Source organism: Vibrio sp. 1S139 (assembly GCF_041439475.1).
GTDB classification, from domain to species: domain Bacteria; phylum Pseudomonadota; class Gammaproteobacteria; order Enterobacterales; family Vibrionaceae; genus Vibrio; species Vibrio crassostreae_C.
On record NZ_JBGOOD010000003.1, the window covers coordinates 82,353 to 106,568 of the forward strand.

A 24,216-nucleotide genomic window follows, 5' to 3' on the forward strand; every position below is an offset into this window, starting at 1 on the left:
TGAATATTCAGTAGCTTGCTACTGAATCACTGCTAAACCCCTAAAACTGGTGTTATTTCGACCAATTTATAACGATTTAATTGAAATTTTATGACTAGGTAACGATATCCAAAAAAGACTACTTTTCATAGCGTTTTTGTGGGCTTTTTGCGTCCAAATCCGCCAGATAATCTAGCTTCTCGCCAATTTTGGTCTCTAAGCCTCGTTTTGTTGGGAAATAGTATTGCTTCTCTCCCATTTCAGGAGGCAGATACTTTTCACCAGCGGCGTAGGCTCCTGGTTCGTCATGAGCATAACGGTATTCTTGCCCGTAGCCCATGTCCTTCATCAAAGTTGTCGGTGCATTTCGCAAATGATGCGGCACTTCATATTCAGGAAGATTGTGAGCATCTGTTAACGCTTGCTTCCACGCGGTGTAAACGGCGTTACTCTTTGGTGCACATGCGAGATAAACAACCGCCTGCGCAATCGCACGCTCCCCTTCAGCAGGGCCAATGCGCGTGAAGCAATCCCAAGCCGACATCGCTACCTGCATGGCGCGAGGATCAGCGTTACCGATATCTTCAGAAGCAATCGCCAGCAAGCGTCTAACAATATACAAAGGATCACAACCCGCAGCAATCATTCGTGCTGACCAGTACAAGGCCGCATCAGGGTTTGAGCCACGAATTGACTTATGAACCGCGGAGATTAGGTCGTACCAAATATCACCCTTGTTATCGAAACGAGCGACTTTCTCACCAGCCACTTCAGCCAACAACTGCAAGGTTATCGCTTTCTCGCCTTTATCGTTGTCTTCTGCCATGTCATACAGCAGTTCAAGGTAGTTAAGCGACATACGCGCGTCGCCGTTAACCAGTTCTGCAAGGCGATCTAAAACATTATCAGCAAAATCAACAGGCACATCACCTAACCCACGTTGCTTATCTTCAATCGCTTGGCGAATGACAAGAGAAATATCATCTGTGTTCAGGGACGTCAGTTTGTAGACACGCGCACGTGACAACAAAGCGTTGTTCAGTTCAAAAGATGGGTTTTCTGTCGTCGCACCAATAAAGGTCACGGTGCCATCTTCGATATGAGGCAGAAAAGCATCTTGCTGACTTTTGTTAAAGCGATGGACTTCGTCCACAAACAGGATGGTTCTGCGCCCTGCTTGCTTGTTCTCGCGCGCTTTTTCAATTGCAATACGAATGTCTTTTACGCCCGAGGTTACCGCCGATACGCGTTCCACTTCAGCATTCGCATAGTTTGCTGCAACTTCGGCTAACGTCGTTTTACCGGTGCCCGGAGGCCCCCACAAAATCATCGAGTGGATATGGCCCGCTTCCAACGCTCTGCGAAGTGGTTTACCTGGGCCTAATATATGCTGCTGACCGATGTACTGTTCGACAGTTTCCGGTCTCATACGAGCAGCAAGGGGACGAAAATCTTCGTCCCCCGCAAAATCTAAGCTGTAATTACTCAATTGCAATCTCTTGATTCGTTGATGGCATTAATGCCTATCGACGTACTACCAAACGATCTGCTTGTTTAGATCAGTTTCTTTGGTCGTCGACCTCGACACCTTCCGGTGCCACAAAAGTAAAGCGGTCTGCTGCAGGTTTACCCAAATCAACATTGCTAAAGGTAAACTCACCTTTTTGACCGTCTTGTTCAATCACATTAAAGCCCTGAACAATGCCCTTTTCGGTGATATTAATCTGGAAGTCGCCCTGATTAGAATCGACAGCAGTTGGCGTTAGCGTGAATTGGTTACTCGTTTGCACCACATTATAGTTATCCCAATCACTTTCTTGGTTACGTGTAAGCAGGACAAAAGGTGTCTGTGATGTCGCTTGCTCTTGCCAATAAATGCTCACTTGCTCAATGAACGGGCTGTAGTACCACAAGCTTTGGCCATCAGATACCAACAAGTTTTCATCAGGGAACGTGGTCTCCCAGCGGAACAGGCTTGGGCGTGCAATCTCTACCGTGCCCTCACCTTCCATAACAACATCACCATCAGGGCTGGTCACGACTTGTTTAAAGTCAGCGCTGAAGCCTGCGTTTAATGCCAAGCGGCTACTCAACTCTTCTTTCGGAGAAGCAAACACTGAGAAGCTCATAAATAAAAGTGCGAATACTTTTTTCATCAATAATCCTGTTAGAACATAAGTCGGTCATATTTTCGATTTGACCGACTGAATAGTTATGAGTTCCTACCGGAACTAATCTTTTGGTGGCGCTGGTGCTAAGACTTCTCGGTTACCGTTATGACCTGGAGCACTTACTATACCTTGAGCTTCAAGTTGCTCGACAATACGTGCAGCACGGTTGTAGCCAATCTTGAATCGACGCTGTACGCCTGAAACTGAGCCACGACGTGAATGAACAACGTGTTCTACCACTTGATCAAACAGAGGATCGACCTCTTCATCACCTTCCATCTTCTCACCCGGAAGCAAGGTTTCTGGGGTTTGTTCGCCGTTGGTGATTTCATCAATATAGTTTGGCTTACCACGCGCTTTCCAGTTATTCACGACTGCGTGTACATCGTCATCAGATGCAAAGGCACCGTGAACACGAGTTGTATGGCTAGAACCCGGTGGCAAGTAAAGCATATCACCCATGCCCAATAGTGATTCCGCACCACCTTGGTCAAGGATAGTTCGTGAATCCGTTTTAGTTGATACCGTAAAGGCCACACGGGTTGGAATGTTCGCTTTAATAAGACCAGTAATAACATCCACTGATGGACGTTGCGTCGCTAGGATCAAGTGAACACCCGCCGCACGTGCTTTTTGTGCCAAACGTGCAATCAGTTCTTCAACCTTCTTACCAACCACCATGATTAGGTCGGCAAATTCATCAACGATAACCACAATGTAAGGCAGTTTCTCAAGCAATGGCGCTTCTGGGTCCATGCTGTCGCCCGGCTTCCACAGTGGATCGTGAATTGGGTGACCCGCTTCCGCTGCCATCTTAAGCTTATCGTTGTAACCTTTAATGTTACGAACGCCTAATGCTGACATCAGCTTATAACGTCGTTCCATCTCGCCAACACACCAACGAAGGGCGTTCGACGCATCTTTCATGTCGGTTACCACTTCAGACAATAGATGAGGAATACCCTCATAAACCGATAGCTCAAGCATTTTCGGGTCGATCATGATGAAGCGAACATCTTCCGGTGATGCTTTGTAAAGCATACTCAGAATCATTACGTTCACACCTACCGACTTACCAGAACCGGTTGTACCTGCAACCAGAACGTGAGGCATTTTCGATAGATCAGCAATAACGGCTTCACCAGCGATGTCTTGTCCTAGAACCACTGTCGTTGGCGATTTCGCTTCTTGGAACTGAGGGCTAGCAACCACGTCTGAGAAGAATACCGTTTGGCGACTCATATTCGGCAGTTCTAAGCCAACATAAGGTTTACCCGGAATCACTTCTACGACACGTACTGCCAATGCAGAGAGCGAACGCGCTAAGTCCATAGAAAGGCCAGAAATACGGCTTACTTTCACACCTGGAGCCAGATCAAGTTCGAATCGAGTGATTACTGGACCTGGGAAAATGTCGACAACGTCTGCTTTGATCTTGTAGTCCGCTAGCTTAGATTCAACAAGACGAGCAATTGCCTCTAGCGCATCACGGTCAATAAAGGTTTCACGCTTTTCAGGGTGGAATAACAATTCAAGCGTGGGTAATGGCTCAGCAGGCTTAGGTAAATTAACATCTTGTTGAACCAAGAACGGATTCTGCGCCGCTGCCATATTCGCTTGGGCTTCAGAAACAATGCTTTGGAATGCGGCGACATCTTGATCTTGATCTTGATGCGCAGGTTCTTCTTCCGTTACTTCTTCCCAAGGAAGATCAACAGTTGGCTCTAGGTTTTGTGCTGTTGGCTGTTCAGGTTCTGAATGTTCTTCTTGATAAGGGAAAGGTTCAAACTGTTCTTCGATTAATGCTGCGTCAGCTAATTCAGCTTCAGCCTGTTCTGATTCAAGCTCTGAGCCCTGTTGGTAGCTTTGCTCTTCCGTAACATCAAACGGTGAAGGTTGTGCAGAGAAATCGTCTTCCACGGTTGCTTCTGGCTCGCCCATAGGTGAAGCGTATAAAGATTCAGGTTGAACATCTTCAGAACCAAATTCGCCATTTACTTGTGGTGAGCTATCTAATTCTGGTTCAGCACTTCTAAGGTCAGCATGAGCAGGGCCAACTTCTGGTTGTTCGTTCTGCATGTATTGTTGGTAAGCAACCTGAGAATCATGCGCGTCAACCTGATCTTGTTCTGCTAGGTCATCTTCATACATGGCCGCATTTTCTAGCTGCTCTATCGTTGCATTCAACTGTTTAGAGCGCTCAATACCTTCTTCTAGCGGTTCTTCTGGCGCTTGGTAAACAGCTGCTGCAGGGATCGTTTGCTCTGACTCAATTACCGCTTGAGGCTGAACCTGAGGTTCTTCATGAACAGGAGCTTCTTGTTTCGCAGGAGCATCGACAGGCATATGAATATTGTAATGACGCTTCGGCGATGCAGCATTGTCTCGCGCATTTGTCGCCACGTCTGCCGACTCATTGGTCGCAGAAAAACTCATCGCAGGATCTAGCGGATCATGCTCTGTTGATTCTTTGTTGCCTTCTATAGCAGGAACATCGCGGTAAGTTGGCGCTTGATGCTGCTGATGACGTTCTTCGATTAAATCGCGGTCTGCTGATTCTCTTAATTGAGGCTCAAGCAGCTCTTGGTCTTGGCCACGAGCCTTATTAACAGTAGACGTGAAAAATTTGATGGCACATTCACCCAACCATTCCACAATGCTTAGCCAAGAGATACCGGTTAATAGAGTGAAACCAGCACCCCATAAGAAAAGAAGAACCAGCGTACTACCAAGAACATTCAACGTTGGAAGTGCAAGGCTTGTTAAAACGTCACCTACCACGCCACCGGATGAAAAGTACCAGATGTCGTCAAAGTTGATATCCGCTAAACCACAACTCGTAAGAATTAGGATAGTCAGGCCAAGTAAGCGAGTGCCCCACAGCATGAAGTCGATCTGCTCGTCTTCATTACGTTTGCGGAATAAAACCCACGCAGCAACCGTCACTAAGATAGGCAGAGGGTAAGCCAAAGAGCCAAATACGAAGAAAAGCGTATCCGCCAACCAAGCACCTAGGTAGCCACCCGCATTTTGAATGTCACCACCCCACGCCGTTTGCGACCATGATGGGTCTGCAGGACTAAAAGTTAATAACGCAACGGCAAGTAGAATAGAGAAGAGAACACCGAGAATCAGACTGCACTCTTTGAGACGTTGAGAACCACTCAAACGAGGAGACTGAGGCTCTTCACTCGTTTTAATGATTGTTTCTACTTTATTACTGCTCTGCTTGAACATAAACCAACTTAATAATTAAACGGGATAAAAACATCTCGAGCGGCCAAAGCCACTCGTTTCAATGAAACCACTGTTGATTTAACCATATCAAACAGAAAAACCCAATTCCAGAAAGCAAGAAAGCGGAACAAATGTCCGCTTTCTTTCATTTCACCAATTGTGACTAACGAGTTTTAATCACAAGTTGATTGGTTTGTTTCACTTCTTCCATTACTACGTAAGTTCGAGTGTCGTTTACGCCCGGTAGACGAAGTAACGTATCACCCAGTAGCTTACGGTAAGCACCCATATCAGATACACGTGTTTTTAGAAGATAGTCAAAATCACCCGACACTAAATGACACTCTTGGATGTCATCCAGTTTCTGCACAGCGGTGTTGAATTGTTCGAACACATCTGGCGCACCACGGTTCAACGTAATTTCAACAAACACTAAAAGTGAAGCATCAAGGTACTGTGGGTTCAGCAACGCTGTGTACCCAGTAATGTAACCTTGACGTTCTAAACGACGAACACGTTCAAGACATGGAGTTGGAGAAAGTCCTACTCGTTTTGAGAGTTCAACGTTTGAGATACGACCGTCTTTTTGCAACTCATTAAGAATGTTGCGGTCAATACGATCTAGTTCCTTGGACGGCTTCTTATAATTGTCTGCCATTTTTTATTCCACCTTATTACTTCCTTGCAAAAAAATATACTACAACTTTTTAATATTCAGTATCAAATTTTATCTAAACCTATCTATACTAGATATTAATTCGACAGAATTACCCTACACATAGATAAAACAACCAAAATAAAATGAGGAGTCAGGATGATCATTGGCGTACCTAAGGAAATCAAGAACCACGAATACCGCGTTGGTATGACCCCAGCTAGCGTGAGAGAACTAATCTCACACGGCCACCAAGTTTTTGTAGAAACCAATGCCGGTACTGGTATCGGTTTTTCAGACGATGATTACATCGCTGTAGGCGCATCCATTCTTCCTACTGCTGCTGACGTTTTCGCGAAAGCAGAGATGATTGTAAAGGTTAAAGAACCTCAAGCTGTCGAGCGAGCTATGCTTCGCGAAGGGCAAATATTATTTACTTATTTACACCTTGCACCAGATTTTCCACAAACTGAAGAGCTTATCAAGAGCAAAGCTGTCTGCGTAGCCTATGAGACTGTAACAGATAATATGGGTCGCTTGCCACTATTAGCACCAATGTCTGAAGTAGCTGGTCGCATGTCTATTCAAGCAGGTGCACAAACATTGGAGAAATCTAACGGTGGTTGTGGTCTTCTTCTAGGCGGCGTTCCTGGTGTTGAACCAGCGAAAGTTGTTGTTGTTGGCGGCGGTGTTGTAGGTGCTAACGCAGCACGTATGGCTGTTGGCCTTCGCGCTGATGTAACGATTCTTGACCGTAACGTGGACACGCTTCGTCGCCTTGATGAAGAGTTCCAAGGTCGCGCAAAAGTGGTTTATTCTACTGAAGACGCTATCGAGAAGCATGTTCTAGAAGCAGACCTAGTGATTGGTGCAGTACTGATCCCTGGTGCAGCAGCACCTAAACTGGTTACAAAAGAGCACATCGCTAAGATGAAACCAGGTTCAGCGGTTGTTGACGTTGCTATCGACCAAGGCGGTTGTTTCGAAACTTCGCACGCGACGACACACGCAGATCCAACTTACATCGTTGACGACGTAGTTCACTACTGTGTTGCAAACATGCCTGGTGCTGTTGCTCGCACTTCAACTTACGCACTAAACAATGCAACACTTCCTTACATTGTTAAGCTAGCGAACAAAGGTTACCGCGAAGCACTTCTATCAGACAAAGGCTTCCTAGAAGGTCTTAACGTGATTCACGGTAAAGTGACTTGTAAAGAAGTTGCAGATAGCTTTGACCTAGAATACGTAGATCCAGCTGAAGCTATCGCGATGTTCAACTAATGATGTCATGAGTCACTGAGCGTCAAATTTTCTCGTTGAGGCGCTCAGTTGAATCATACATATGAAAAAAGCCAGTCCGATTATGTCGAACTGGCTTTTTTGTCTCTGTAACACTAACGTTCGAAAGCTGTAAGGAGCATGCTTTCTACTAGACGCATCGTCTATCGGTCGTTCTTAACACCATGAATCAACAGGTTTCTGGGTGTGATACTACGTCCACAAAACTCTTCGATGCTCGCCTCATAGCCTTGCTCTTGTAGGTAAATCGCTTTATCTAAAGCTAGCCATATCTCCAATGGTCGTCTGAAAACTTGTTGAACCAAACTCAGCTTCTCCATTTCCCAGAAAAGTTTCTCGCCTTGAGCAAAATAGGATTCAAAATCGATATCCGAACCAAGTGTTATCTCTTTCACTTCAGAAGCCCAACGGCAGAAAGATTCAAAACCCTCAGCTAACTCTGATTTTTTGATGCTCGGTACAGGAATGTATTCGTCAATGTTAAGTTCAGCCTTAAGCAACTGGCTGAAGCCTAGACGATAGCTCATCTCTAGTTGACGATGTCTTTTTACTCTTTCACCACCAGTAACGGTTTCTTGAAGTGGGATTCGCAAATCACTCTTGCTCAATGTTAACGCTGAGGCTTTTGCCACTGATGACATTGTCTGGTAGTTGTCGTCTCGAATAAGGTGGTAACAACAAGGGGATATAGTCACCGCAGGAAGCCCATGCGATACGGACTTTTTAACTAACTCAACATGTAGATCGCCACAAGCATGCAGTGCTACCGCATGTTGATTGGCATTAAACACCTTGTCAGCACTATCACTGAAGGCATCACCTTGAACAAATGTCATTTCTAAACGTTGTGCATCTGCAATCTTTTGGCCGCTTTCACACAATGATTGTTGCCATTCAAAACTGGTCACCTTTTGGCTCGATTGCTGAGACAAAATTCGTCCTAGGAATCCTTTACCAGAACACCACTCCAACCACTCTTCACCGTGATGATGTTCAAGCGCGGCCTCCCCCATAGATACGATTTGCTGTAGCTTTCTTCCAGGGATACCGTCTTCAGTCCCTCTAGGAAGCTGCAGACCTTTGAGAGCTGTATTAGTAAATTGAGTGCTTTGATGAACCAGCGTAAGCTGAGGCAGAAAACGAGCGAGCTCAGTAATCAACAGATCAGGCTGCTCTTTTAACGTCTGAATATTTTCAGTCGTTAAGCTATTTAACCAGTCAACGAGTGGCGAGTTAACTTCTTGCCATGGCTGCTGCTGTGTTTGGCATAGGTGAAAAGGCTCAGAACGCCAATAAACTTGGTGCTCAAGCAAAAATGAGTCGAGTATTTTAAATCGTGAATGCATGCTTCCCCCTATGGTGCGTGGATTGTAGGGGTAACCGGCGTAAATGAAAAGGATCGAGGTAAAGAGAACGAAAGGTGAACGCTAAATGCCAAAAAGAAAAACGGCCTGTAAATACAGGCCGATTAAGAATCTAGTTTTGTATGTTGTGATTAACGAACTGGAAGCTCGATATCTTTAAACATCTCTTCGATTTCTTCATTTGATTTCAAAGAGATAGCTTGCTCTACCACTGGACGAGTTAAGTGAGGTGCAAAGCGCTCCATGAAATCAAACATGTAAGAACGCAGGAACGTACCTTTTCTAAAGCCAATGCTGGTTGTGCTCGCACCAAATAGGTGGCTCGCATCAATAGCAACCAAATCGGTATCTTGTTCATGGTCAATCGCCATGCTCGCAATCACACCAACACCAATGCCCATACGAACGTAAGTTTTGATTACATCGGCATCCGTAGCAGTAAACACAACACGTGGCGTTAGACCTACTTTATTGAAGGCAGTATCCAATTCAGAGCGACCAGTAAAGCCAAAGACGTAAGTCACCAGAGAATAAGCAGCCAGATCTTCGATGGTGATATTTTGCTTTTGAGCCAGCGGGTGATCTTTTGTTACCACGATAGAACGGTTCCAGTGGTAACAAGGCAGCATTATCGCATCTTGGTAAAGGTGAAGTGCTTCTGTCGCAATCGCAAAATTCGCTGTACCTTTAGCGACGGCTTCTGACATTTGGCTTGGCGTACCTTGGTGCATGTGAAGCGATACTTTTGGATAGCGCGCCGTGAAACCTTTAATCACATCAGGCAGTGCATAACGAGCTTGAGTATGAGTCGTTGAAATATTCAATGTACCCATCTCTGGATGTGTGTGTTCACCCGCTACCGCTTTAATACTTTCAACGCGCGCCAAAATCTCTTGAGAGATACGAATGATATCCTCACCCGCTTGGGTAACCTGCGTTAGATGCTTGCCGCTACGCTCAAAAATCTGAATGCCTAGTTCGTCTTCAAGTAATCTAACTTGCTTACTAATGCCAGGCTGAGATGTGTACAAACTCTCTGCTGTAGCTGAAACATTTAGGTTATGGTTTACAACCTCAACAATGTACTTCAGTTGCTGTAACTTCATATCTAACCTCGTAATCCTTTACTCATTTCTGTGCTAACTTATTTGCAAAGAGAGCGTTATAGTCGCGTGTAATATAATTAATAGTTATAACGCTTCGAACACAAAAATGACAGGAAAATTGAGTTTTTCTAGCTTAACAAACAAAAACATCACTAACGCTTTGCAACCCAACCCTCATTCTCATACATTAGTTGGTAAGTTTTGATTGCCGATTTCGCTCAACAAGAGATAATCAGAAATTGCAATTTACGAGTGCCGATACACAATGGAATCGTGTATCCTCTCCAGTTAGCTATAGAAAATAATAAGCAGACTCAAATATATGAATATTGGTTTAATAATCGTCTTAGTAGCCGTTCTTTTGGTGTTAGTTTTAGGCTACAACATCATGCTTCAATATAAAGTTAAGGTAGAAACAGCGAAGAAACAGGAAGCTTCTCGTTATCTAACCATTATTGACGGTACAGAAGAACTGATTGGCAACGCTCATCACATGCCGTTTAGCCAAGATCTTCTTGTATGCTTAAACAATCGAATTCTTGATGCATTAGAAAACATGTATCAACTCGATCCAAAAAATAAGCAGCTTGCCCAACGCATTGAAAGCGTAAAACAACAAATCACTCAGCTAAAAGAGAACTACAAAGGTGGCGAGAGTACCGCTTTCCGCGTACCAAGTAGTGACAAGCAAGCGATCATGATGCTTAAGTTAGTTAAACGCCTGCGTGATACGGTGCGCAACGAGCACAATAAAGGCCGTTTCGAGACTCAAGCTTATGTGGTTGAAAATGCTCGCCTAGAAACAATTCAAATCCGTATTAACATTGAAAATGTTATCAAACGTGCAAACGATTCGATTTCTCGCGGACAACCGGGAACAGCGATTCAGCTATTACGCAAAGGTATTGATGCTTTGGCGACTAAGAACGACTCGTACTCTAATCAAGCCAAAGAAAAGCTTCAACAGATGCTTAACGAGCTTGACCAGAAACGCCAAGACAAAAACGCTCAAGATTTGCAGCAGATGGAATCTAAAGAACGAGAAGACGATATGGATGCCCTCTTCGGTCAGAAGAAGAAATGGTAACAGTCTAACTCAACACTTAAAGGCCGCCTTATTTACATTAAATAGGCGGCCTTTTTTGTAGCTGTTGAATTTCCTTTCTCTGTATAGGGAGATCTCTTGAGCTGTGATAAAATCCCCGCATTATCAACAAACTTTCCCTGACCATGTATCAAGAATTACTCGCTCCAATCCACTCTTTTCTTAAAGCCGAAACGCCAGATTCATGGATAGATGAAGCCAAAAAGCCAGAAAATCTTCACATCATTCTACGCGATCACATGCTGTGTGAACTTAAGGCGGCACAGAGTGCTTTATTCCTTATTCGCAAGTACGCCGTCGATAAAGAAAGCGCGAAGCAACTGAATGAATGGATTTTGCCATACGAGCAATTTGCTTACCGTCGTATCGGAGACTTAGAGTCTCTGCGTGGTAAAAGCAACGTATCCAAGCAAATCACAGCGAAAGAAGGCTGTAATTACGGTGCTGACCTAATCGATAAGATGGTTTTACTGATCAAAGAAGAGCTGCATCACTTCTACCAAGTCATGGAGTTGATGGAGAAGAAAGGCGTGACTTACCAGCCAATCGAGGCGGGTCGTTACGCTAAGGGCTTGATCAAACAAGTTAAGACTTACGAGCCTGATGCTCTGGTTGATAAGCTTATCATCGGTGCGTTTATTGAAGCTCGCTCTTGTGAGCGCTTCGCTAAATTGGCTCCTTTCTTGGAAGAAGACATGGAGAAGTTTTACGTGTCTCTACTTCGTTCAGAAGCTCGCCACTACCAAGATTACCTTGAGCTAGCAGAACAGATCGCAGGGAAAGATATTTCAGAGCGTATTTCGCATTTTGCTCAAGTAGAAGCTGATCTTATCACTTCAGAAGACAGCGACTTCAAATTCCATAGTGGTGCTCCGGTTTAGGCTCCACACAGAACATTCAGTCCAGTTTAGACTAATCCAGACTAAAAAATTAAGGCCAGCAATTTGCTGGCCTTCTTTATTTATATCTCAATCCAAATATAGACTTAAGCAAGCGTACCGTTGATCTCTGCAAGTACAGCAGCAGGGTCTATCGCTTGCGTAATCGGACGACCAATAACAAGGTAGTCTGAACCTGATTCAATCGCTTTAGAAGGCGTCATGATGCGCTTCTGGTCACCAACATCTGCGCCGACAGGACGAATACCTGGAGTAACTAGCTTGAACTCTTGACCAAGTGCACCTTTAAGCAAAGAAGCCTCTTGTGCAGAACATACAACACCGTCTAAGCCAGAGTTTTTCGTTAGAGAAGCCAAGCGCATCACGTGTTGTTGTGGTTCAAGATCCAGACCGATACCCGCTAAGTCAGATTGCTCCATACTGGTGAGTACCGTTACACCGATTAACAGTGGACGATCTTTGCCATAAGGTTCTAAGATTTCGCGAGAAGCCGTCATCATACGCTCACCGCCACTTGCGTGTACGTTCACCATCCAAACACCCAGTTCAGCGGCAGCACGGACTGCTTTTGAACATGTGTTCGGGATGTCGTGGAATTTAAGGTCTAAAAATACTGAGAAACCACGCTTATGTAATTCACGAACAAATTCAGGGCCAAACAGGGTAAACATCTCTTTGCCCACTTTTAGGCGGCAAGATGCTGGGTCAATTCGATCGACAAAGGCTAACGCATCCGCTTGATTATCATAATCCAAGGCTACAATGATTTTTTGGTCGTTCATTTCATCTCCTAACGCAGTTAACTTTCTAAAAATTTCTAATCACCTAAGCAGGTGATAAATAACAGTCATAAAAATGCAGCCCGAAAGCTGCAATTAATAATTTGGTCTTAAAGTGACCACAAATCTATTCACCATCAAGCCCACGAATAGGCTTGATCGTCCCCCACCCTTTACATGAAGGGCAGTGCCAATACAAAGAGTGTGTCGAGAAACCACACTGACGACAACGGTAATGAGGCTTAACCTTAAGCTGTTCACCAACCATAGATTGAAGTGTGGTTAAGCTGTCTTTTGCTCGGCCTTCTTCTGCTTCCGCTAGGTGGTAATCGATTAATCGATAAAAACCTTTCATGGTTGGATTTTTAACAAGCTGCTTTGTCAGTAACTCTTGAGCAGAGCCTACATCTTCATGGTGAGCAACCAATTGCGCCAGCATCAGTTCGGCAGATACACCGGCTTTCTTCTGAATACACGCTTTGAGGAACTCGACCAATTGAGCTTCTTGTCCAAGCTTGTGGTAACACTCAGCAAGGGTTGGCAACACCTCACTGATAAAATCGATATCTTGTTCAAGTACCGATTCAAGACAATCAATTGTCTTTTGGTAATCTTCGTTCGCTAAGTGGAACTTCCCTAGTGCGATACTTGCGCGAACACATTTAGGGTCTTCAGAAAGCGCCTTCTTAAAATGCTGAAGCGCTTTAGAACGATTACCATCGGCTTGTTCTTGCATTGCAAGCTCACACCAGAAATGCGCGACTGTGGCACGCATCTTCATTTTTTTCTTGCCGAGCTTAACTAAGATATTTCCGTAATGGATAGCCTTGTTCCACTCACGGGTCTGCTGATAAATAGCCACCAACTGCTGTAAAGCGCCCTCTTTATGGTCAGGTTCTTCTACAAGTTGTTCAAAGATTTTTTCAGCGCGATCAAGGAAGCCAGAGACCATGTAGTCTTTAGCTAATTGTTGCAGTGCGAGATTTTTCTGATCGAGGGTAAGCCCCGAACGAGAGATGAGATTTTGGTGAATACGAATAGCGCGGTCGACTTCGCCTCTTGAGCGGAACAAGTTGCCCAAAGCCAAGTGAGTATCGATGGTTTCATTGTCTACTTGAAGCAGTTCAATAAAGTGATCAACCGCTTTGTCAGATTGATCTGACAGTAATAGGTTCAAACCCGTCACGTATTGACGGGAGATCTGGTGTGATTGCTTTTGTTTTTCTTGCTGAGCGTTACGATTACCCATATACCAGCCATAAGCGGCTGCGATGGGCAAAAGTAAGAACAGTAACTCTAACATCAAATATAGCCTTTAAGCTTTAGTATCAGCAGGGACCTGCTTTGATTGCTTATTGAGTTGCTTCTTCAAGCGATGAATTTTTAGCTGAGACCGCATGTGCATATTACCAAAGACTAACCAAGCAAGGGCGAAGCCTGAAACGAATACAACACCTAATAAACTTGATAGGTGGAAGTCACCTTGCGCTAGCAGATAGTTGAAATTCACAGTTGTTTGGTTTTGAGAGCCTAAAGCCAGTGCAATTAGGAAAAGTGCGATAACGGCGACTATTTTTATAATTTTCATAGTTCATCACTCATTGGTTGGTTAGCTGTACGATTATGCAGGAAAATTACTAATCAGACCACCATATTATGGTCATAAAAAAGCGGCATACATTATAGTATGCCGCTTTTCTTAATTCCGATAAGTAGGCTACATTCCTGAGTTTACTCGTTCACGCAGCTCTTTACCTGGTTTGAAGTGAGGAACGTATTTACCTTCTAACTCAACCTTGTCACCAGTCTTTGGGTTACGTCCAACACGAGGCTCACGATAATGCAGAGAAAAGCTGCCAAAACCGCGAATTTCGATTCGATCACCACTTTCTAGTGTTGAAGCCATATGCTCTAAAATGTCTTTTACAGCGTCTTCAATTTCTTTTGCAGAAAGATGCGTTTGCTCAGCGCACAGTCTTTCAATCAATTCAGACTTAGTCATAGTTACCCTCGTTGGTTTTCTTTTTAGAAATTATAGACCTATCGGAAAAATAAGCAAAAAAAAAGGAGCCTTACGGCTCCTTTCTTGGCTAGATAGCTATAATTCTCTTAATGAGAAGCTATTATTCGCCTTTAGCAGCTTTGAATGCGTCTGCCATTGCGTTACCGAACGCGCCTTCTTCAGACTTGTTCAGTGAAGCCATTGCTTCTTGCTCATCAGCTTCATCTTTAGCTTTGATAGATAGGTTGATTACGCGGTTCTTACGGTCTACACCAGTGAACTTCGCTTCAACGCTGTCGCCAACGCTTAGGATTAGAGATGCATCTTCGATACGGTCGCGAGAAACTTCAGAAGCGCGGATGTAACCTTCAACGCCTTCGATTAGCTCGATAGTAGCGCCTTTCGCGTCAACTGCAGTAACAGTACCGTTTACAAGAACACCTTTCTTGTTGTCAGCAACGTATGCGTTGAACGGGTCGTTTTCCATTTGCTTAACGCCAAGAGAAATACGCTCACGCTCTGCATCTACTGCTAGAACAACAGCAGAGATTTCGTCGCCTTTCTTGTATTCACGTACAGCTTCTTCGCCGGCAGCGTTCCAAGAAATGTCAGATAGGTGTACAAGACCGTCGATACCACCTTCTAGACCGATGAAGATACCAAAGTCAGTGATAGACTTGATCTTACCAGTAACTTTGTCGCCCTTAGCTTGCATTTCTGCAAATGACTGCCATGGGTTAGCTTTACACTGTTTCAGACCTAGAGAGATACGACGACGTTCTTCGTCGATATCAAGAACCATAACCTCAACTTCGTCGCCAACATTAACAACTTTAGAAGGGTGGATGTTCTTGTTAGTCCAATCCATTTCAGAAACGTGTACTAGACCTTCAACGCCTTCTTCGATTTCAACGAAGCAGCCGTAGTCAGTTAGGTTTGTAACACGACCAGAAAGCTTGTGACCTTCTGGGTAACGCTTAGCGATTGCTACCCATGGATCTTCGCCTAGTTGCTTAAGACCTAGTGAAACACGAGTGCGCTCACGATCGAACTTAAGAACTTTAACTAGGATTTCGTCACCAACGTTAACGATCTCTGATGGGTGCTTAACGCGCTTCCAAGCCATATCTGTGATATGTAGAAGACCGTCAACACCGCCAAGGTCAACGAATGCACCGTAGTCAGTAAGGTTCTTAACGATACCTTTAACTTCAGTACCTTCTTGTAGAGTTTCAAGAAGTTCGTCACGCTCAACACTGTTTTCAGATTCGATAACAGCACGACGAGAAACAACAACGTTGTTACGCTTCTGGTCTAGCTTGATTACTTTGAACTCTAGCTCTTTGTTTTCTAGGTGAGCAGTGTCACGGATAGGACGTACGTCTACTAGAGAACCAGGAAGGAAAGCACGGATACCGTTAAGTTCAACAGTGAAACCGCCTTTAACTTTACCATTGATGATACCAACAACAGTTTCAGCTTCTTCGCAAGCTTTCTCAAGTACGATCCAAGCTTCGTGACGCTTAGCTTTCTCACGAGAAAGTTGAGTTTCACCGAAACCATCTTCAACAGCGTCTAGAGCTACGTCTACTTCAGCACCAACTTCAACTTCAAGTTCGCCAGCAGCGTTCTTGAATTGTTCAGCAGGGATAGCAGATTCAGACTTAAGACCAGCGTCTACAAGAACGAAACCGTTCTCGATAGCTACTACAGTACCTTTAACGATGCTGCCTTGTTGGAATTCAGTTTCAGATAGAAACTCTTCAAAGAGTTGAGCAAAAGATTCAGTCATTATTTAATCTTCAATAATTAAACGTCCATGGGTATCCTACCGCATGGGGTTGATAAATTCGCCGGTCATCATCCTTGCGACCAACGTTCGTACTAGCTCGGCGAAATTACCCAGCCAGTTTCGATTCAATATAGTGTAGTGCTTTTTCTACTACCTGCTCAATATTCATTGAGGTGGAATCAAGCACTAGAGCATCCTCTGCAGGGCGAAGTGGCGCCACTGGGCGATTACGATCTCGGTCGTCTCGCTCTTGGATCTCGCTCAAAAGGTCGTCAAATTTAACATCTAACCCCTTCTGTTGCAACTGTTTAAGGCGGCGACTCGCACGCTCTTCAGCACTTGCATCTAAAAATATTTTCGCTTCAGCTTCAGGAAACACAACCGTTCCCATGTCACGACCATCTGCAACCAAACCAGGCGCAGCGCTGAATGCACGTTGACGACGAAGCAGTGCTTCGCGAACGCGAGGTAAAGCAGCAACTTTTGAAGCCGCCATGCCTGTCTCTTCTTTACGAAGTTCACCAGACACATCTTCACCTTCTAGGATAACCTTAACTAAGTCGCCTTCAGCAATAAACTGCACGTCTAAGTGTGTAGCAAGCGGTACTAAAGCATCCTCTGATTCAGTATCCACACCATGGTGAATTGCCGCTAAAGCCAATACGCGATAGATCGCGCCTGAGTCTAGAAGATGAAAGCCTAGCTTATCTGCTAGCAACATACACAGGGTACCTTTACCTGCACCACTTGGTCCATCAACCGTAATCACTGGGCTTTGAGAAGGCATCTTTTACTCCACGTTTTGTCGTAAGTTTTATTCTGTACTAGCGATTCGCCACTACTTTATAGGCGGCATATTATAGAGAAAAATTGGAACTCGAGCGAGGTAAATCTCAGATAATTCCGAGTTGATGATGCATAAACCAATGCAACCAGCCCAATATCCGTTTGCTTAGGTCAATACGCGAGCTTAGATCCATAAGACACGTTCGCAATTTTCTATAGACATAAAAAAGCCTCGCAATAAGCAAGGCTCAGTGGTGTTCTGTAAACAGCTCAAAGAAGCTTAGCCAATAATAGCTCGAACCGCTTCTAGGTCTTCAGGCGTATCAACACCAGCAGCCGGTGCTTCCGCCGCAACGTCTACGTGGATTTTTTCACCGTACCAAAGTACTCGTAATTGCTCTAGGCACTCAATACGTTCAAGAGTGCTTGGTTCCCAATTAATGTAGGTATTGATAAAACCCGCTCGGTAAGCATAGATACCAATATGACGAAGCAAAGGAGATTCCGCTGCAGTACCGTTGTTCGCGTAAGCATCGCGATCCCAAGGGATGGTTGCTCGGCTAAAATACAAGGCGTAACCGTCTTTATCGGTTACAACTTTAACGGCATTAGGGTTAAACACTTCATCAGCATGAGTAATTTCCACACCTAACGTTGCCATCGGGGCTGTACTGTTAGCAAGATTGTTGGCAACCTGATTAATGATTGAAGGTGGGATAAGTGGCTCATCACCTTGAACATTCACGATAATATGATCATCAGGAATATTCATAACTTCAATCACTTCAGCTAGGCGTTCAGTGCCCGATTCGTGATTCGGTGATGTCATACAAACGGTCGCGCCAAATGCTTTAGCCGCTTTTTCAACTCGAGCGTCGTCGGTAGCGATAATAACGTTATCGGCACCCGCTTTCATTGACTGTTCGTATACCCATTGAATCATCGGCTTTCCACCAATGTCAGCAAGTGGCTTCCCTGGTAAACGGCTCGATTGGTATCTTGCAGGTATAACAACCGTATAAGACATTACTTACCCTCATCCATAGAAACGGTGCGAGCTTCAGGTTCTAAAAGAACAGGAATACCCTCTTTAATTGGGTAAGCAAGGCGATCAATTTTACAAACAAGCTCTTGCTTATCCTTGTCAAAAGTTAGTTTACCTTTACATACAGGGCAAGCAACGATCTCAAGTAGACGGTGATCCATAGTATTCCATAACCTCTTTTATTCTTTTTAAAATTTGCTGTTGCGAATCTTCATCAAACTGCGCAGAAACTGGAAGATACCACCAGTTATCTTGCGCATATTCTTCGCATTTTACAGCGTCTTTTTCTGTCATAATCAGATTCATACCTTTATTAGCTAAGGCATGAAGTTCATCTTTATCAAAATCTTGATGGTCGGCGAAGCCCTGTGTGAAAACCACATCACCATCAAGATCTTCCAATGTTTTAAAAAAGCGCGGTGGGTGGCCAATACCGGCAAAAGCCACCAGCTTGTGTAATTTTGCCACAGACCTTTTCTGACCAGTCTTTAGGTTAACTGCTTGGCTTGGAAGCAAAGACATCGAGAACTCTCGACCGTGCGCTTTACCGCCATTGTTTACCAAAAAGTCGACTTCATCTAAACGAGAAACCGGCTCTCGTAATGGACCTAAAGGAATCAAACTCTCACTACCAAAGCGTCTTGCGCCGTCGATAACTGCAAATTCAATGTCGCGTTCAAGCGCGTAATGCTGAAGGCCATCGTCAGTGATAATCACATCAACGCCTTTGCTCAGCAATGCTTTCACTGCGTTAGCTCGCACAGGGTCGACTGCGACTGGCGCACCAGTTCGCTTACGAATCAAGCGAGGTTCATCACCCGAATGCTCAGCTGGGGTATTTTCATCCAACACCAACGGATAGCTTGGTGCTTTTGCACCGTAGCCACGAGATACGACTCCGGGTTTAAAGCCGTGAGCCTGAAGCATCTCAACTAACCAAATCACAACCGGTGTTTTACCATTTCCACCAGCAGTAATATTGCCCACAACAATAACAGGTAAAGGCGGGCGGTAGGTCTCTTTATTCCCTGAGAGATAAGCGTTACGACGCCGACTACTGATCATTTTGAACAGCAGACTCAGTGGCCACAAAAGCGGCCAGAGAAGATATTTCAACGGGTGATTGTTAAACCAAATCTTTTCGATCACAACAAGACCTAATTTATCCGCTGAACTGAATTCGGTGTAATTGTGCATAAGCACCATCATGCGCGATTAGCTCAGCATGTGCGCCCCTTTCTACAATATGTCCATCATCAACCACTAGAATTTCATCAGCTTGCTCGATGGTAGAGAGTCTGTGTGCGATAACTAATACTGTTTTGTCTTTCTGCAGTTCTTCTAGTGCAGATTGAATAGCTCTCTCTGACTCTGTATCCAGTGCAGACGTTGCCTCATCAAGAATCAAAACCGGTGCATCTCTCAATAGCGCTCGTGCAATCGCAATACGCTGTCTTTGACCACCAGATAGACTCGCGCCATTCTCGCCCACAACCGTATCAATGCCATTTTCCATACCATCGATAAACTCACTTGCATGAGCAAGCTTAGCCGCGTATTCGATCTGTTCACGTGAATACTGTTCTTCTGCTGCGTAAGCGATGTTGTTAGCCACCGTATCGTTAAACAGATGTACATTTTGAGAAACGAGCGCAAAGTGCTCACGCAGATTTCTCAATTCGTAATCACGAATGTCGTGGCCATCAAGCTCAATTGAACCAGAGTCTACGTCATAAAAACGAGTAAATAGGTTGGCAATGGTACTCTTACCCGAACCCGATCGCCCAACAAGCGCAACCGTTTTACCTTTCGGTATATTAAAGCTGACCTTATCAAGTGCTGGTTTTTCTGCACCGTCATAAGTAAACGTGACATCTTTTACTGCAACTTCACCCGTTACAGTTTCAGGTTTCAACGTTCCTTTGTTTTGCTCGGTATCTAGATCCATCAAGCCAAATAGAGTCGTACTCGCAGCCATACCACGTTGGAATTCAGACGTTACGTTAGTTAACGCCTTTAGCGGACGTAATAGACCAAACATTGCAGAGAAGACAACGGTAAACGTACCAGCAGTAAGCTCGGCTTTAATAGAATCGACACTAGCAAGGAATAGAACAACAACAATCGCAACTGATGCGATCATTTGAATAATCGGGTTAGCGGCCGCTTGAGCAGTGATTAACTTCATGCTTTGTTGGCGCATTTGGTTACTAACTTTATCAAAGCGGTGTTTTTCTAGATCTTGACCACCGTAAGTTAGAACCACTTTATGCCCTTTCAGCATTTGTTCAGCTGAAGAAGCAACGTGACCCATGCTAGTTTGCATGTTCTTAGAGATCTTTCTGAATCGCTTCGATACGATACTGATCGCCCACGCAACCAAAGGCGCTACAGCAAATAACACCAAAGATAACTGCCAATTATTCCAGAACATCAGCGTCAACAAGCCAATAATACTTGCACCTTCACGGACAATACTGACTAACGCTTTACTGGTTGCTGCAGACACTTGCTCTGAATCGTAAGTAATTCGAGATAGCAATGCGCCTGTCTGTTCTTTATCGAAGAAAGAAACAGGCATGTGCATGAAATGGCTGAAAATCTTACGACGAATTTCCATCACCACATTGCCAGAGACCCAACTCAAGCAATAGGTTGAAACAAAGCCACTGACGCCACGAACGAACATCATGGCAAAGATAATAAGTGGAAGTGTACGTAAAAAGTCAGATTCAGCATTACCAAAGCCTTCATCAAGTAACGGCTTTAGTAAGGAAATCATATAGGTATCAGAAACGGCATTTATAATAAGCGCAATTACCGCAACACCTAGGCCGGCCTTATATAATCGAATATAAGTCCAAAGTCTTTTAAATGTGACCCAGGTAGTTTCATCTGTTTGTGTTGACATAGAATCGCTTAATTTTCTCACAATAATCTATCTATTCTACTCCCTTACGGAGCATCTGCCTATACCACTGCCCGCCTTGTTGTTCTCTAATCGCATGATATTGCCAACCTTCTTTGCTAAGAGTGATGGTTATTTGTCCGCTTTCTCCAGTATCTAGCCAAGTACTCCCCGCTTCCTGATAACGTTCAATAACAAACTCACTCGGCATTCCCCACTGGTTGCCTTTGGCAAGAGAAGCTATCGCCAGCTGAGGAGACACCGCCTCAATAAACGACTTAATCGATGACGAATCGCTGCCATGATGCGGAACCAACATAACATCACTCCTTAGCTGTTCTCCTTCACGAGCAAGTAACCACTCACTTACCAGTTCAATATCACCAGTGAGCAACATTGAGAAATCAGCACTATGATCTGAGATCTTGACCACACACGAATGTGGGTTATACGCCCTCTTTACTTGCTTAGGCGGCCACAACACCTCAAAAACAACATCTTGCCAGTTCCAAACCTCTCCAATAGTACATGTTTGAATATTAGACGGGGCTTGAGTGATAGATTGGCGTTCTTGAATAATGTTCTGACTGGTTCTTATCCACTTTGGCGTATAGTTCTCAAGTAATGCCGGATAACCACCAGCATGGTCAGAATCGAAATGACTCACAATCACGCCTTCTAATTCATAAATCCCCCGCTGATTCAAAGTAGGAATCAACAAAGACTCAACAACCGAGCCTCCTGGCCACGCATTGCCAAGATCATAAACAACAATCTGATTGTTCTTTTCCAAGACCAAAGACAACCCATGCCCAACATCCAAGATATCAATAGTTAGTTTGTCTTGCTGGGGTTTGCTGAACTCCCACCACAGCACAAACACTGCAGTTACCAATATCGATAATGTTCGCTTGAAATACCGACTAACAAAGCTCAAAAACAAGATAAGGAATACTGATAATGCAATCGTCTGATTATCGACTTGGATCCAAAATCGCTCAGAGAAAGGAAGACTAAATACGAGAGGCTCAAGCGATAAGTCGACTAACTTCCACAGCTGACTGACCAAATCATTGTCTAGCGCTGTTATACCAACCACGCCAGACACTGACTCCGATATTAAGCTTAGAAACATTGCCAGAAACAACAGCGGGATCGTCACCATCGATACCCAAGGCAAAAGGAACAAGTTGTAGAAAACAGAGACTAAACTGACTCCTTTGAAAAACAACATCGAGGAAGGCGCGATAAGGAATGTCAGCATCAGTTGAAGCTTAATAAGTTGGAGTGCGTGGTCGATAAATGTAAAGCTTGAAGCTGAGCGCTGAGTATTACAGGCGATATAGAAAACAGCGCCCAATGCACCAAAGGACAACCAAAAACTGCTCGACAAAGCTGAAAACGGCCAAATCAGCAGAACCACGCACACACTTAAAGTAACATACCGAAGCAAACTGATATTTTGCCCACGCCACAAGAAATAACTCGCGATAACGCACATCACCAAAGCTCTCAAAGTTGGCAGCGTGAATCCAGCAAACCAACTATAGAAATACGCCAAGCCGAGCCCGAATATTGTAGGTAACCAAAGAAATGAAGGGGAAAGTAACCTTAATATCTTGCCAATCTGATAGCCGATACCAAAGGCAATCCCAATATGCAGCCCCGAAATAGCCATCAAGTGAATCAGGCCACTGCTTTTAAGCATATCCCACCGCTGAGGCGGAATAAGGTCTCGATATCCAAAACTCAAAGCGATAATGAGATCTTGATTTGCCAGCAGACTTAACCTTTCAAGGCTGGCTTCCAACCATTGGGCGCGTAAGTTGGTGCTAGAATGAATTCGGTACTTGGTATCTGCTCTGTAAGTTGCATTGGCAACCACGCCAGCACTAAACAAGTACTTTTCTTGGTCAAAGCCGGCTTCGTTGAGTTTGCCCCATATCGGCTTTATTGAGGCCGATAAATAGACATCATCTCCAAGCGTTAGCTTGAAAGGAGTAAACAAACGCAATTTTATCAATTGAGGAAAGATTAATTTTTCGCCGCCAATTGATCTGACTACTATTACGCTTTCAAAACCGTGGCTATTTTCACTAAAAAGGCTAACAACCGACGCATTTATGGTAGTATTCTGCCCTGATTGGAATAAGCGACTCGTTTGTATTTCAATCGCATTCCCTAGGCAGATAACTAGTATCAATGCTGTTACTGGACCTCTTTCACTCCGGAAAACGCTATACTTTGTTGGTGCTAGCAGTAACAACAGCATCAATGGTGCCCAAACCCAATGTGGCATCACAGGCCAGAAGCTGGCAGACACAACTGTCGCAGCAAATGAAATCAAGAACCAAGTGTTAAACAAGAGAGTAGCTTCCTCCTATGCCAAGAAAGTTTATCAAACGATTTATGCCTGACCATGATCTAATCAAGCGTCAGAAAGCATTGAAAGTTTTTGGCAATGTTTTGTACAACCCCAACTTATGGTGCCTTAATCGTCGCTCTGCGGCTGGCGCGTTTGCTGTTGGGTTATTCATGGCGTTTGTCCCTCTACCAAGTCAAATGATTATGTCTGCAGGCCTTGCTGTCGCATGTGGCGTTAACCTGCCTTTAGCTGTCGCACTTGTTTGGATCAGTAACCCGGTTACCATGCCTGTTCTCTTCTACTTTGCTTATAAAGTCGGGGCGTTTGTTATGCATGTGCCACCTCAAGCCTTCCATTTCGAATTGTCTTGGGACTTCATCTTGGCGCAAATGAGCACTATAGGGCCTCCGTTCTTATTGGGTTGTCTGATTTGTGGCGTGGTTTCAGCAATGATTGGCTACTTTGGTATTCGCGGTTTATGGCGCTACTCAGTAGTAAGAAGTTGGAAGAAGCGACAAGCAAGGCACTGAACGCCATTTCTTGTTATTCAATCTAACCTTGTATGCGCTTCACTTAAAACGTACACAAGTTAAAATCGGATGAGCTACTTACCTCTGCAAGATTGGCATGTAACGAAAGTCGTAAAGAACACGAATTGAATTCAATAAAAAAGGATCCCACTGGGATCCTTTTTTGTATCGACTGAAAACTGACGGCCTGT

Annotated in this window: 21 protein-coding genes; 4 read left to right on the forward strand and 17 right to left on the reverse strand. The window is 44.4% G+C overall.

Annotated features, from left to right (window positions below):
• Window positions 1–118: 118 nt before the first annotated feature.
• From ACED46_RS01930 to lrp, 4 genes are all read right to left on the reverse strand, one after another.
• Window positions 119–1,474: a replication-associated recombination protein A gene (locus ACED46_RS01930; RefSeq protein WP_017060249.1), complete on the reverse strand. Its 1,356-nt coding sequence runs from the start codon at window positions 1,472–1,474 to the stop codon at window positions 119–121.
• A gap of 64 nt (window positions 1,475–1,538) precedes the next feature.
• On the reverse strand, window positions 1,539–2,135 hold the full coding sequence (gene lolA / locus ACED46_RS01935; protein ID WP_371720814.1) for an outer membrane lipoprotein chaperone LolA: 597 nt from the start codon (window positions 2,133–2,135) through the stop codon (window positions 1,539–1,541).
• Window positions 2,136–2,210: 75 nt separating this feature from the next.
• Window positions 2,211–5,387: a DNA translocase FtsK gene (locus tag ACED46_RS01940; RefSeq protein WP_102332951.1), complete on the reverse strand. Its 3,177-nt coding sequence runs from the start codon at window positions 5,385–5,387 to the stop codon at window positions 2,211–2,213.
• A 163-nt stretch (window positions 5,388–5,550) separates the two neighbouring features.
• Window positions 5,551–6,045, reverse strand: a complete 495-nt coding sequence (lrp, locus tag ACED46_RS01945; RefSeq protein WP_004734558.1) for a leucine-responsive transcriptional regulator Lrp — start codon at window positions 6,043–6,045, stop codon at window positions 5,551–5,553.
• A gap of 156 nt (window positions 6,046–6,201) precedes the next feature.
• Here lrp and ald point away from each other — a divergent pair, with 156 nt between their 5' ends.
• Window positions 6,202–7,326 (forward strand): alanine dehydrogenase, encoded by a 1,125-nt coding sequence (gene ald / locus ACED46_RS01950; RefSeq protein ID WP_371720815.1) that lies wholly within the window; start codon window positions 6,202–6,204, stop codon window positions 7,324–7,326.
• Between the two features lie 161 nt (window positions 7,327–7,487).
• Here the strand turns inward: ald and ACED46_RS01955 are convergent, their stop codons facing one another.
• Together ACED46_RS01955 and cysB are read right to left on the reverse strand one after the other, a co-directional pair.
• Complete coding sequence (locus tag ACED46_RS01955; RefSeq protein WP_371720816.1) at window positions 7,488–8,690, reverse strand: methyltransferase; 1,203 nt, start codon at window positions 8,688–8,690, stop codon at window positions 7,488–7,490.
• Between the two features lie 149 nt (window positions 8,691–8,839).
• Complete coding sequence (gene cysB, locus ACED46_RS01960) at window positions 8,840–9,814, reverse strand: HTH-type transcriptional regulator CysB (protein WP_004741986.1); 975 nt, start codon at window positions 9,812–9,814, stop codon at window positions 8,840–8,842.
• 322 nt (window positions 9,815–10,136) lie between these two features.
• Between cysB and ACED46_RS01965 the strand changes: the two genes are divergently transcribed.
• Entirely contained in the window at window positions 10,137–10,901 is a 765-nt protein-coding gene (locus tag ACED46_RS01965) for a hypothetical protein (RefSeq protein ID WP_017060243.1), read from the forward strand.
• Between the two features lie 143 nt (window positions 10,902–11,044).
• On the forward strand, window positions 11,045–11,800 hold the full coding sequence (locus ACED46_RS01970) for a tRNA-(ms[2]io[6]A)-hydroxylase (RefSeq protein ID WP_017060242.1): 756 nt from the start codon (window positions 11,045–11,047) through the stop codon (window positions 11,798–11,800).
• Between the two features lie 104 nt (window positions 11,801–11,904).
• Here ACED46_RS01970 and pyrF read toward each other — a convergent pair whose 3' ends face one another.
• The 11 genes from pyrF to ACED46_RS02025 form a co-directional block, all read right to left on the reverse strand.
• Window positions 11,905–12,600: an orotidine-5'-phosphate decarboxylase gene (gene pyrF, locus ACED46_RS01975; protein ID WP_017060241.1), complete on the reverse strand. Its 696-nt coding sequence runs from the start codon at window positions 12,598–12,600 to the stop codon at window positions 11,905–11,907.
• Window positions 12,601–12,724: 124 nt separating this feature from the next.
• Window positions 12,725–13,900 (reverse strand): lipopolysaccharide assembly protein LapB, encoded by a 1,176-nt coding sequence (gene lapB, locus ACED46_RS01980; protein ID WP_017060240.1) that lies wholly within the window; start codon window positions 13,898–13,900, stop codon window positions 12,725–12,727.
• A gap of 12 nt (window positions 13,901–13,912) precedes the next feature.
• A complete protein-coding gene (locus ACED46_RS01985; RefSeq protein ID WP_017060239.1) occupies window positions 13,913–14,185 on the reverse strand; it encodes a LapA family protein in 273 nt (90 codons plus the stop codon).
• A 129-nt stretch (window positions 14,186–14,314) separates the two neighbouring features.
• Window positions 14,315–14,599, reverse strand: coding sequence for an integration host factor subunit beta (ihfB, locus tag ACED46_RS01990; protein WP_017060238.1), 285 nt, complete (start codon window positions 14,597–14,599; stop codon window positions 14,315–14,317).
• A gap of 121 nt (window positions 14,600–14,720) precedes the next feature.
• On the reverse strand, window positions 14,721–16,391 hold the full coding sequence (gene rpsA / locus ACED46_RS01995; RefSeq protein ID WP_010439921.1) for a 30S ribosomal protein S1: 1,671 nt from the start codon (window positions 16,389–16,391) through the stop codon (window positions 14,721–14,723).
• 106 nt (window positions 16,392–16,497) lie between these two features.
• Window positions 16,498–17,178, reverse strand: a complete 681-nt coding sequence (gene cmk / locus ACED46_RS02000) for a (d)CMP kinase (RefSeq protein WP_017060237.1) — start codon at window positions 17,176–17,178, stop codon at window positions 16,498–16,500.
• Window positions 17,179–17,457: 279 nt separating this feature from the next.
• Window positions 17,458–18,204, reverse strand: coding sequence for a 3-deoxy-manno-octulosonate cytidylyltransferase (kdsB, locus tag ACED46_RS02005; protein ID WP_017060236.1), 747 nt, complete (start codon window positions 18,202–18,204; stop codon window positions 17,458–17,460).
• A complete protein-coding gene (locus tag ACED46_RS02010) occupies window positions 18,204–18,383 on the reverse strand; it encodes a Trm112 family protein (RefSeq protein ID WP_004736429.1) in 180 nt (59 codons plus the stop codon). The genes kdsB and ACED46_RS02010 overlap by 1 nt, the downstream gene beginning before the upstream one ends.
• Window positions 18,364–19,371: a tetraacyldisaccharide 4'-kinase gene (gene lpxK / locus ACED46_RS02015; protein ID WP_371720840.1), complete on the reverse strand. Its 1,008-nt coding sequence runs from the start codon at window positions 19,369–19,371 to the stop codon at window positions 18,364–18,366. Before lpxK ends, ACED46_RS02010 begins: the two co-directional genes overlap by 20 nt.
• A 13-nt stretch (window positions 19,372–19,384) precedes the next feature.
• Window positions 19,385–21,133 (reverse strand): lipid A ABC transporter ATP-binding protein/permease MsbA, encoded by a 1,749-nt coding sequence (gene msbA, locus ACED46_RS02020; protein WP_371720817.1) that lies wholly within the window; start codon window positions 21,131–21,133, stop codon window positions 19,385–19,387.
• Between the two features lie 31 nt (window positions 21,134–21,164).
• Entirely contained in the window at window positions 21,165–23,495 is a 2,331-nt protein-coding gene (locus ACED46_RS02025; protein ID WP_371720818.1) for a DNA internalization-related competence protein ComEC/Rec2, read from the reverse strand.
• A 17-nt stretch (window positions 23,496–23,512) separates the two neighbouring features.
• On the opposite strand from ACED46_RS02025, the gene ACED46_RS02030 reads away from it, so the two are divergent.
• Window positions 23,513–24,025: a DUF2062 domain-containing protein gene (locus ACED46_RS02030; RefSeq protein WP_017060232.1), complete on the forward strand. Its 513-nt coding sequence runs from the start codon at window positions 23,513–23,515 to the stop codon at window positions 24,023–24,025.
• Window positions 24,026–24,216 lie beyond the last annotated feature (191 nt).

Coding starts and splice junctions, on each gene's coding strand:
- msbA (WP_371720817.1), bottom strand. CDS start 21,133: ATGTCAACACAAACAGATGAAACTACCTGGGTCACATTTAAAAGACTT.
- ACED46_RS01970 (WP_017060242.1), top strand. CDS start 11,045: ATGTATCAAGAATTACTCGCTCCAATCCACTCTTTTCTTAAAGCCGAA.
- ACED46_RS01985 (WP_017060239.1), bottom strand. CDS start 14,185: ATGAAAATTATAAAAATAGTCGCCGTTATCGCACTTTTCCTAATTGCA.
- cmk (WP_017060237.1), bottom strand. CDS start 17,178: ATGCCTTCTCAAAGCCCAGTGATTACGGTTGATGGACCAAGTGGTGCA.
- lrp (WP_004734558.1), bottom strand. CDS start 6,045: ATGGCAGACAATTATAAGAAGCCGTCCAAGGAACTAGATCGTATTGAC.
- ACED46_RS02030 (WP_017060232.1), top strand. CDS start 23,513: ATGCCAAGAAAGTTTATCAAACGATTTATGCCTGACCATGATCTAATC.
- ACED46_RS01965 (WP_017060243.1), top strand. CDS start 10,137: ATGAATATTGGTTTAATAATCGTCTTAGTAGCCGTTCTTTTGGTGTTA.
- ACED46_RS01940 (WP_102332951.1), bottom strand. CDS start 5,387: ATGTTCAAGCAGAGCAGTAATAAAGTAGAAACAATCATTAAAACGAGT.
- kdsB (WP_017060236.1), bottom strand. CDS start 18,204: ATGTCTTATACGGTTGTTATACCTGCAAGATACCAATCGAGCCGTTTA.
- ald (WP_371720815.1), top strand. CDS start 6,202: ATGATCATTGGCGTACCTAAGGAAATCAAGAACCACGAATACCGCGTT.
- lolA (WP_371720814.1), bottom strand. CDS start 2,135: ATGAAAAAAGTATTCGCACTTTTATTTATGAGCTTCTCAGTGTTTGCT.
- lapB (WP_017060240.1), bottom strand. CDS start 13,900: ATGTTAGAGTTACTGTTCTTACTTTTGCCCATCGCAGCCGCTTATGGC.
- ihfB (WP_017060238.1), bottom strand. CDS start 14,599: ATGACTAAGTCTGAATTGATTGAAAGACTGTGCGCTGAGCAAACGCAT.
- rpsA (WP_010439921.1), bottom strand. CDS start 16,391: ATGACTGAATCTTTTGCTCAACTCTTTGAAGAGTTTCTATCTGAAACT.
- cysB (WP_004741986.1), bottom strand. CDS start 9,814: ATGAAGTTACAGCAACTGAAGTACATTGTTGAGGTTGTAAACCATAAC.
- ACED46_RS01955 (WP_371720816.1), bottom strand. CDS start 8,690: ATGCATTCACGATTTAAAATACTCGACTCATTTTTGCTTGAGCACCAA.
- ACED46_RS02010 (WP_004736429.1), bottom strand. CDS start 18,383: ATGGATCACCGTCTACTTGAGATCGTTGCTTGCCCTGTATGTAAAGGT.
- pyrF (WP_017060241.1), bottom strand. CDS start 12,600: ATGAACGACCAAAAAATCATTGTAGCCTTGGATTATGATAATCAAGCG.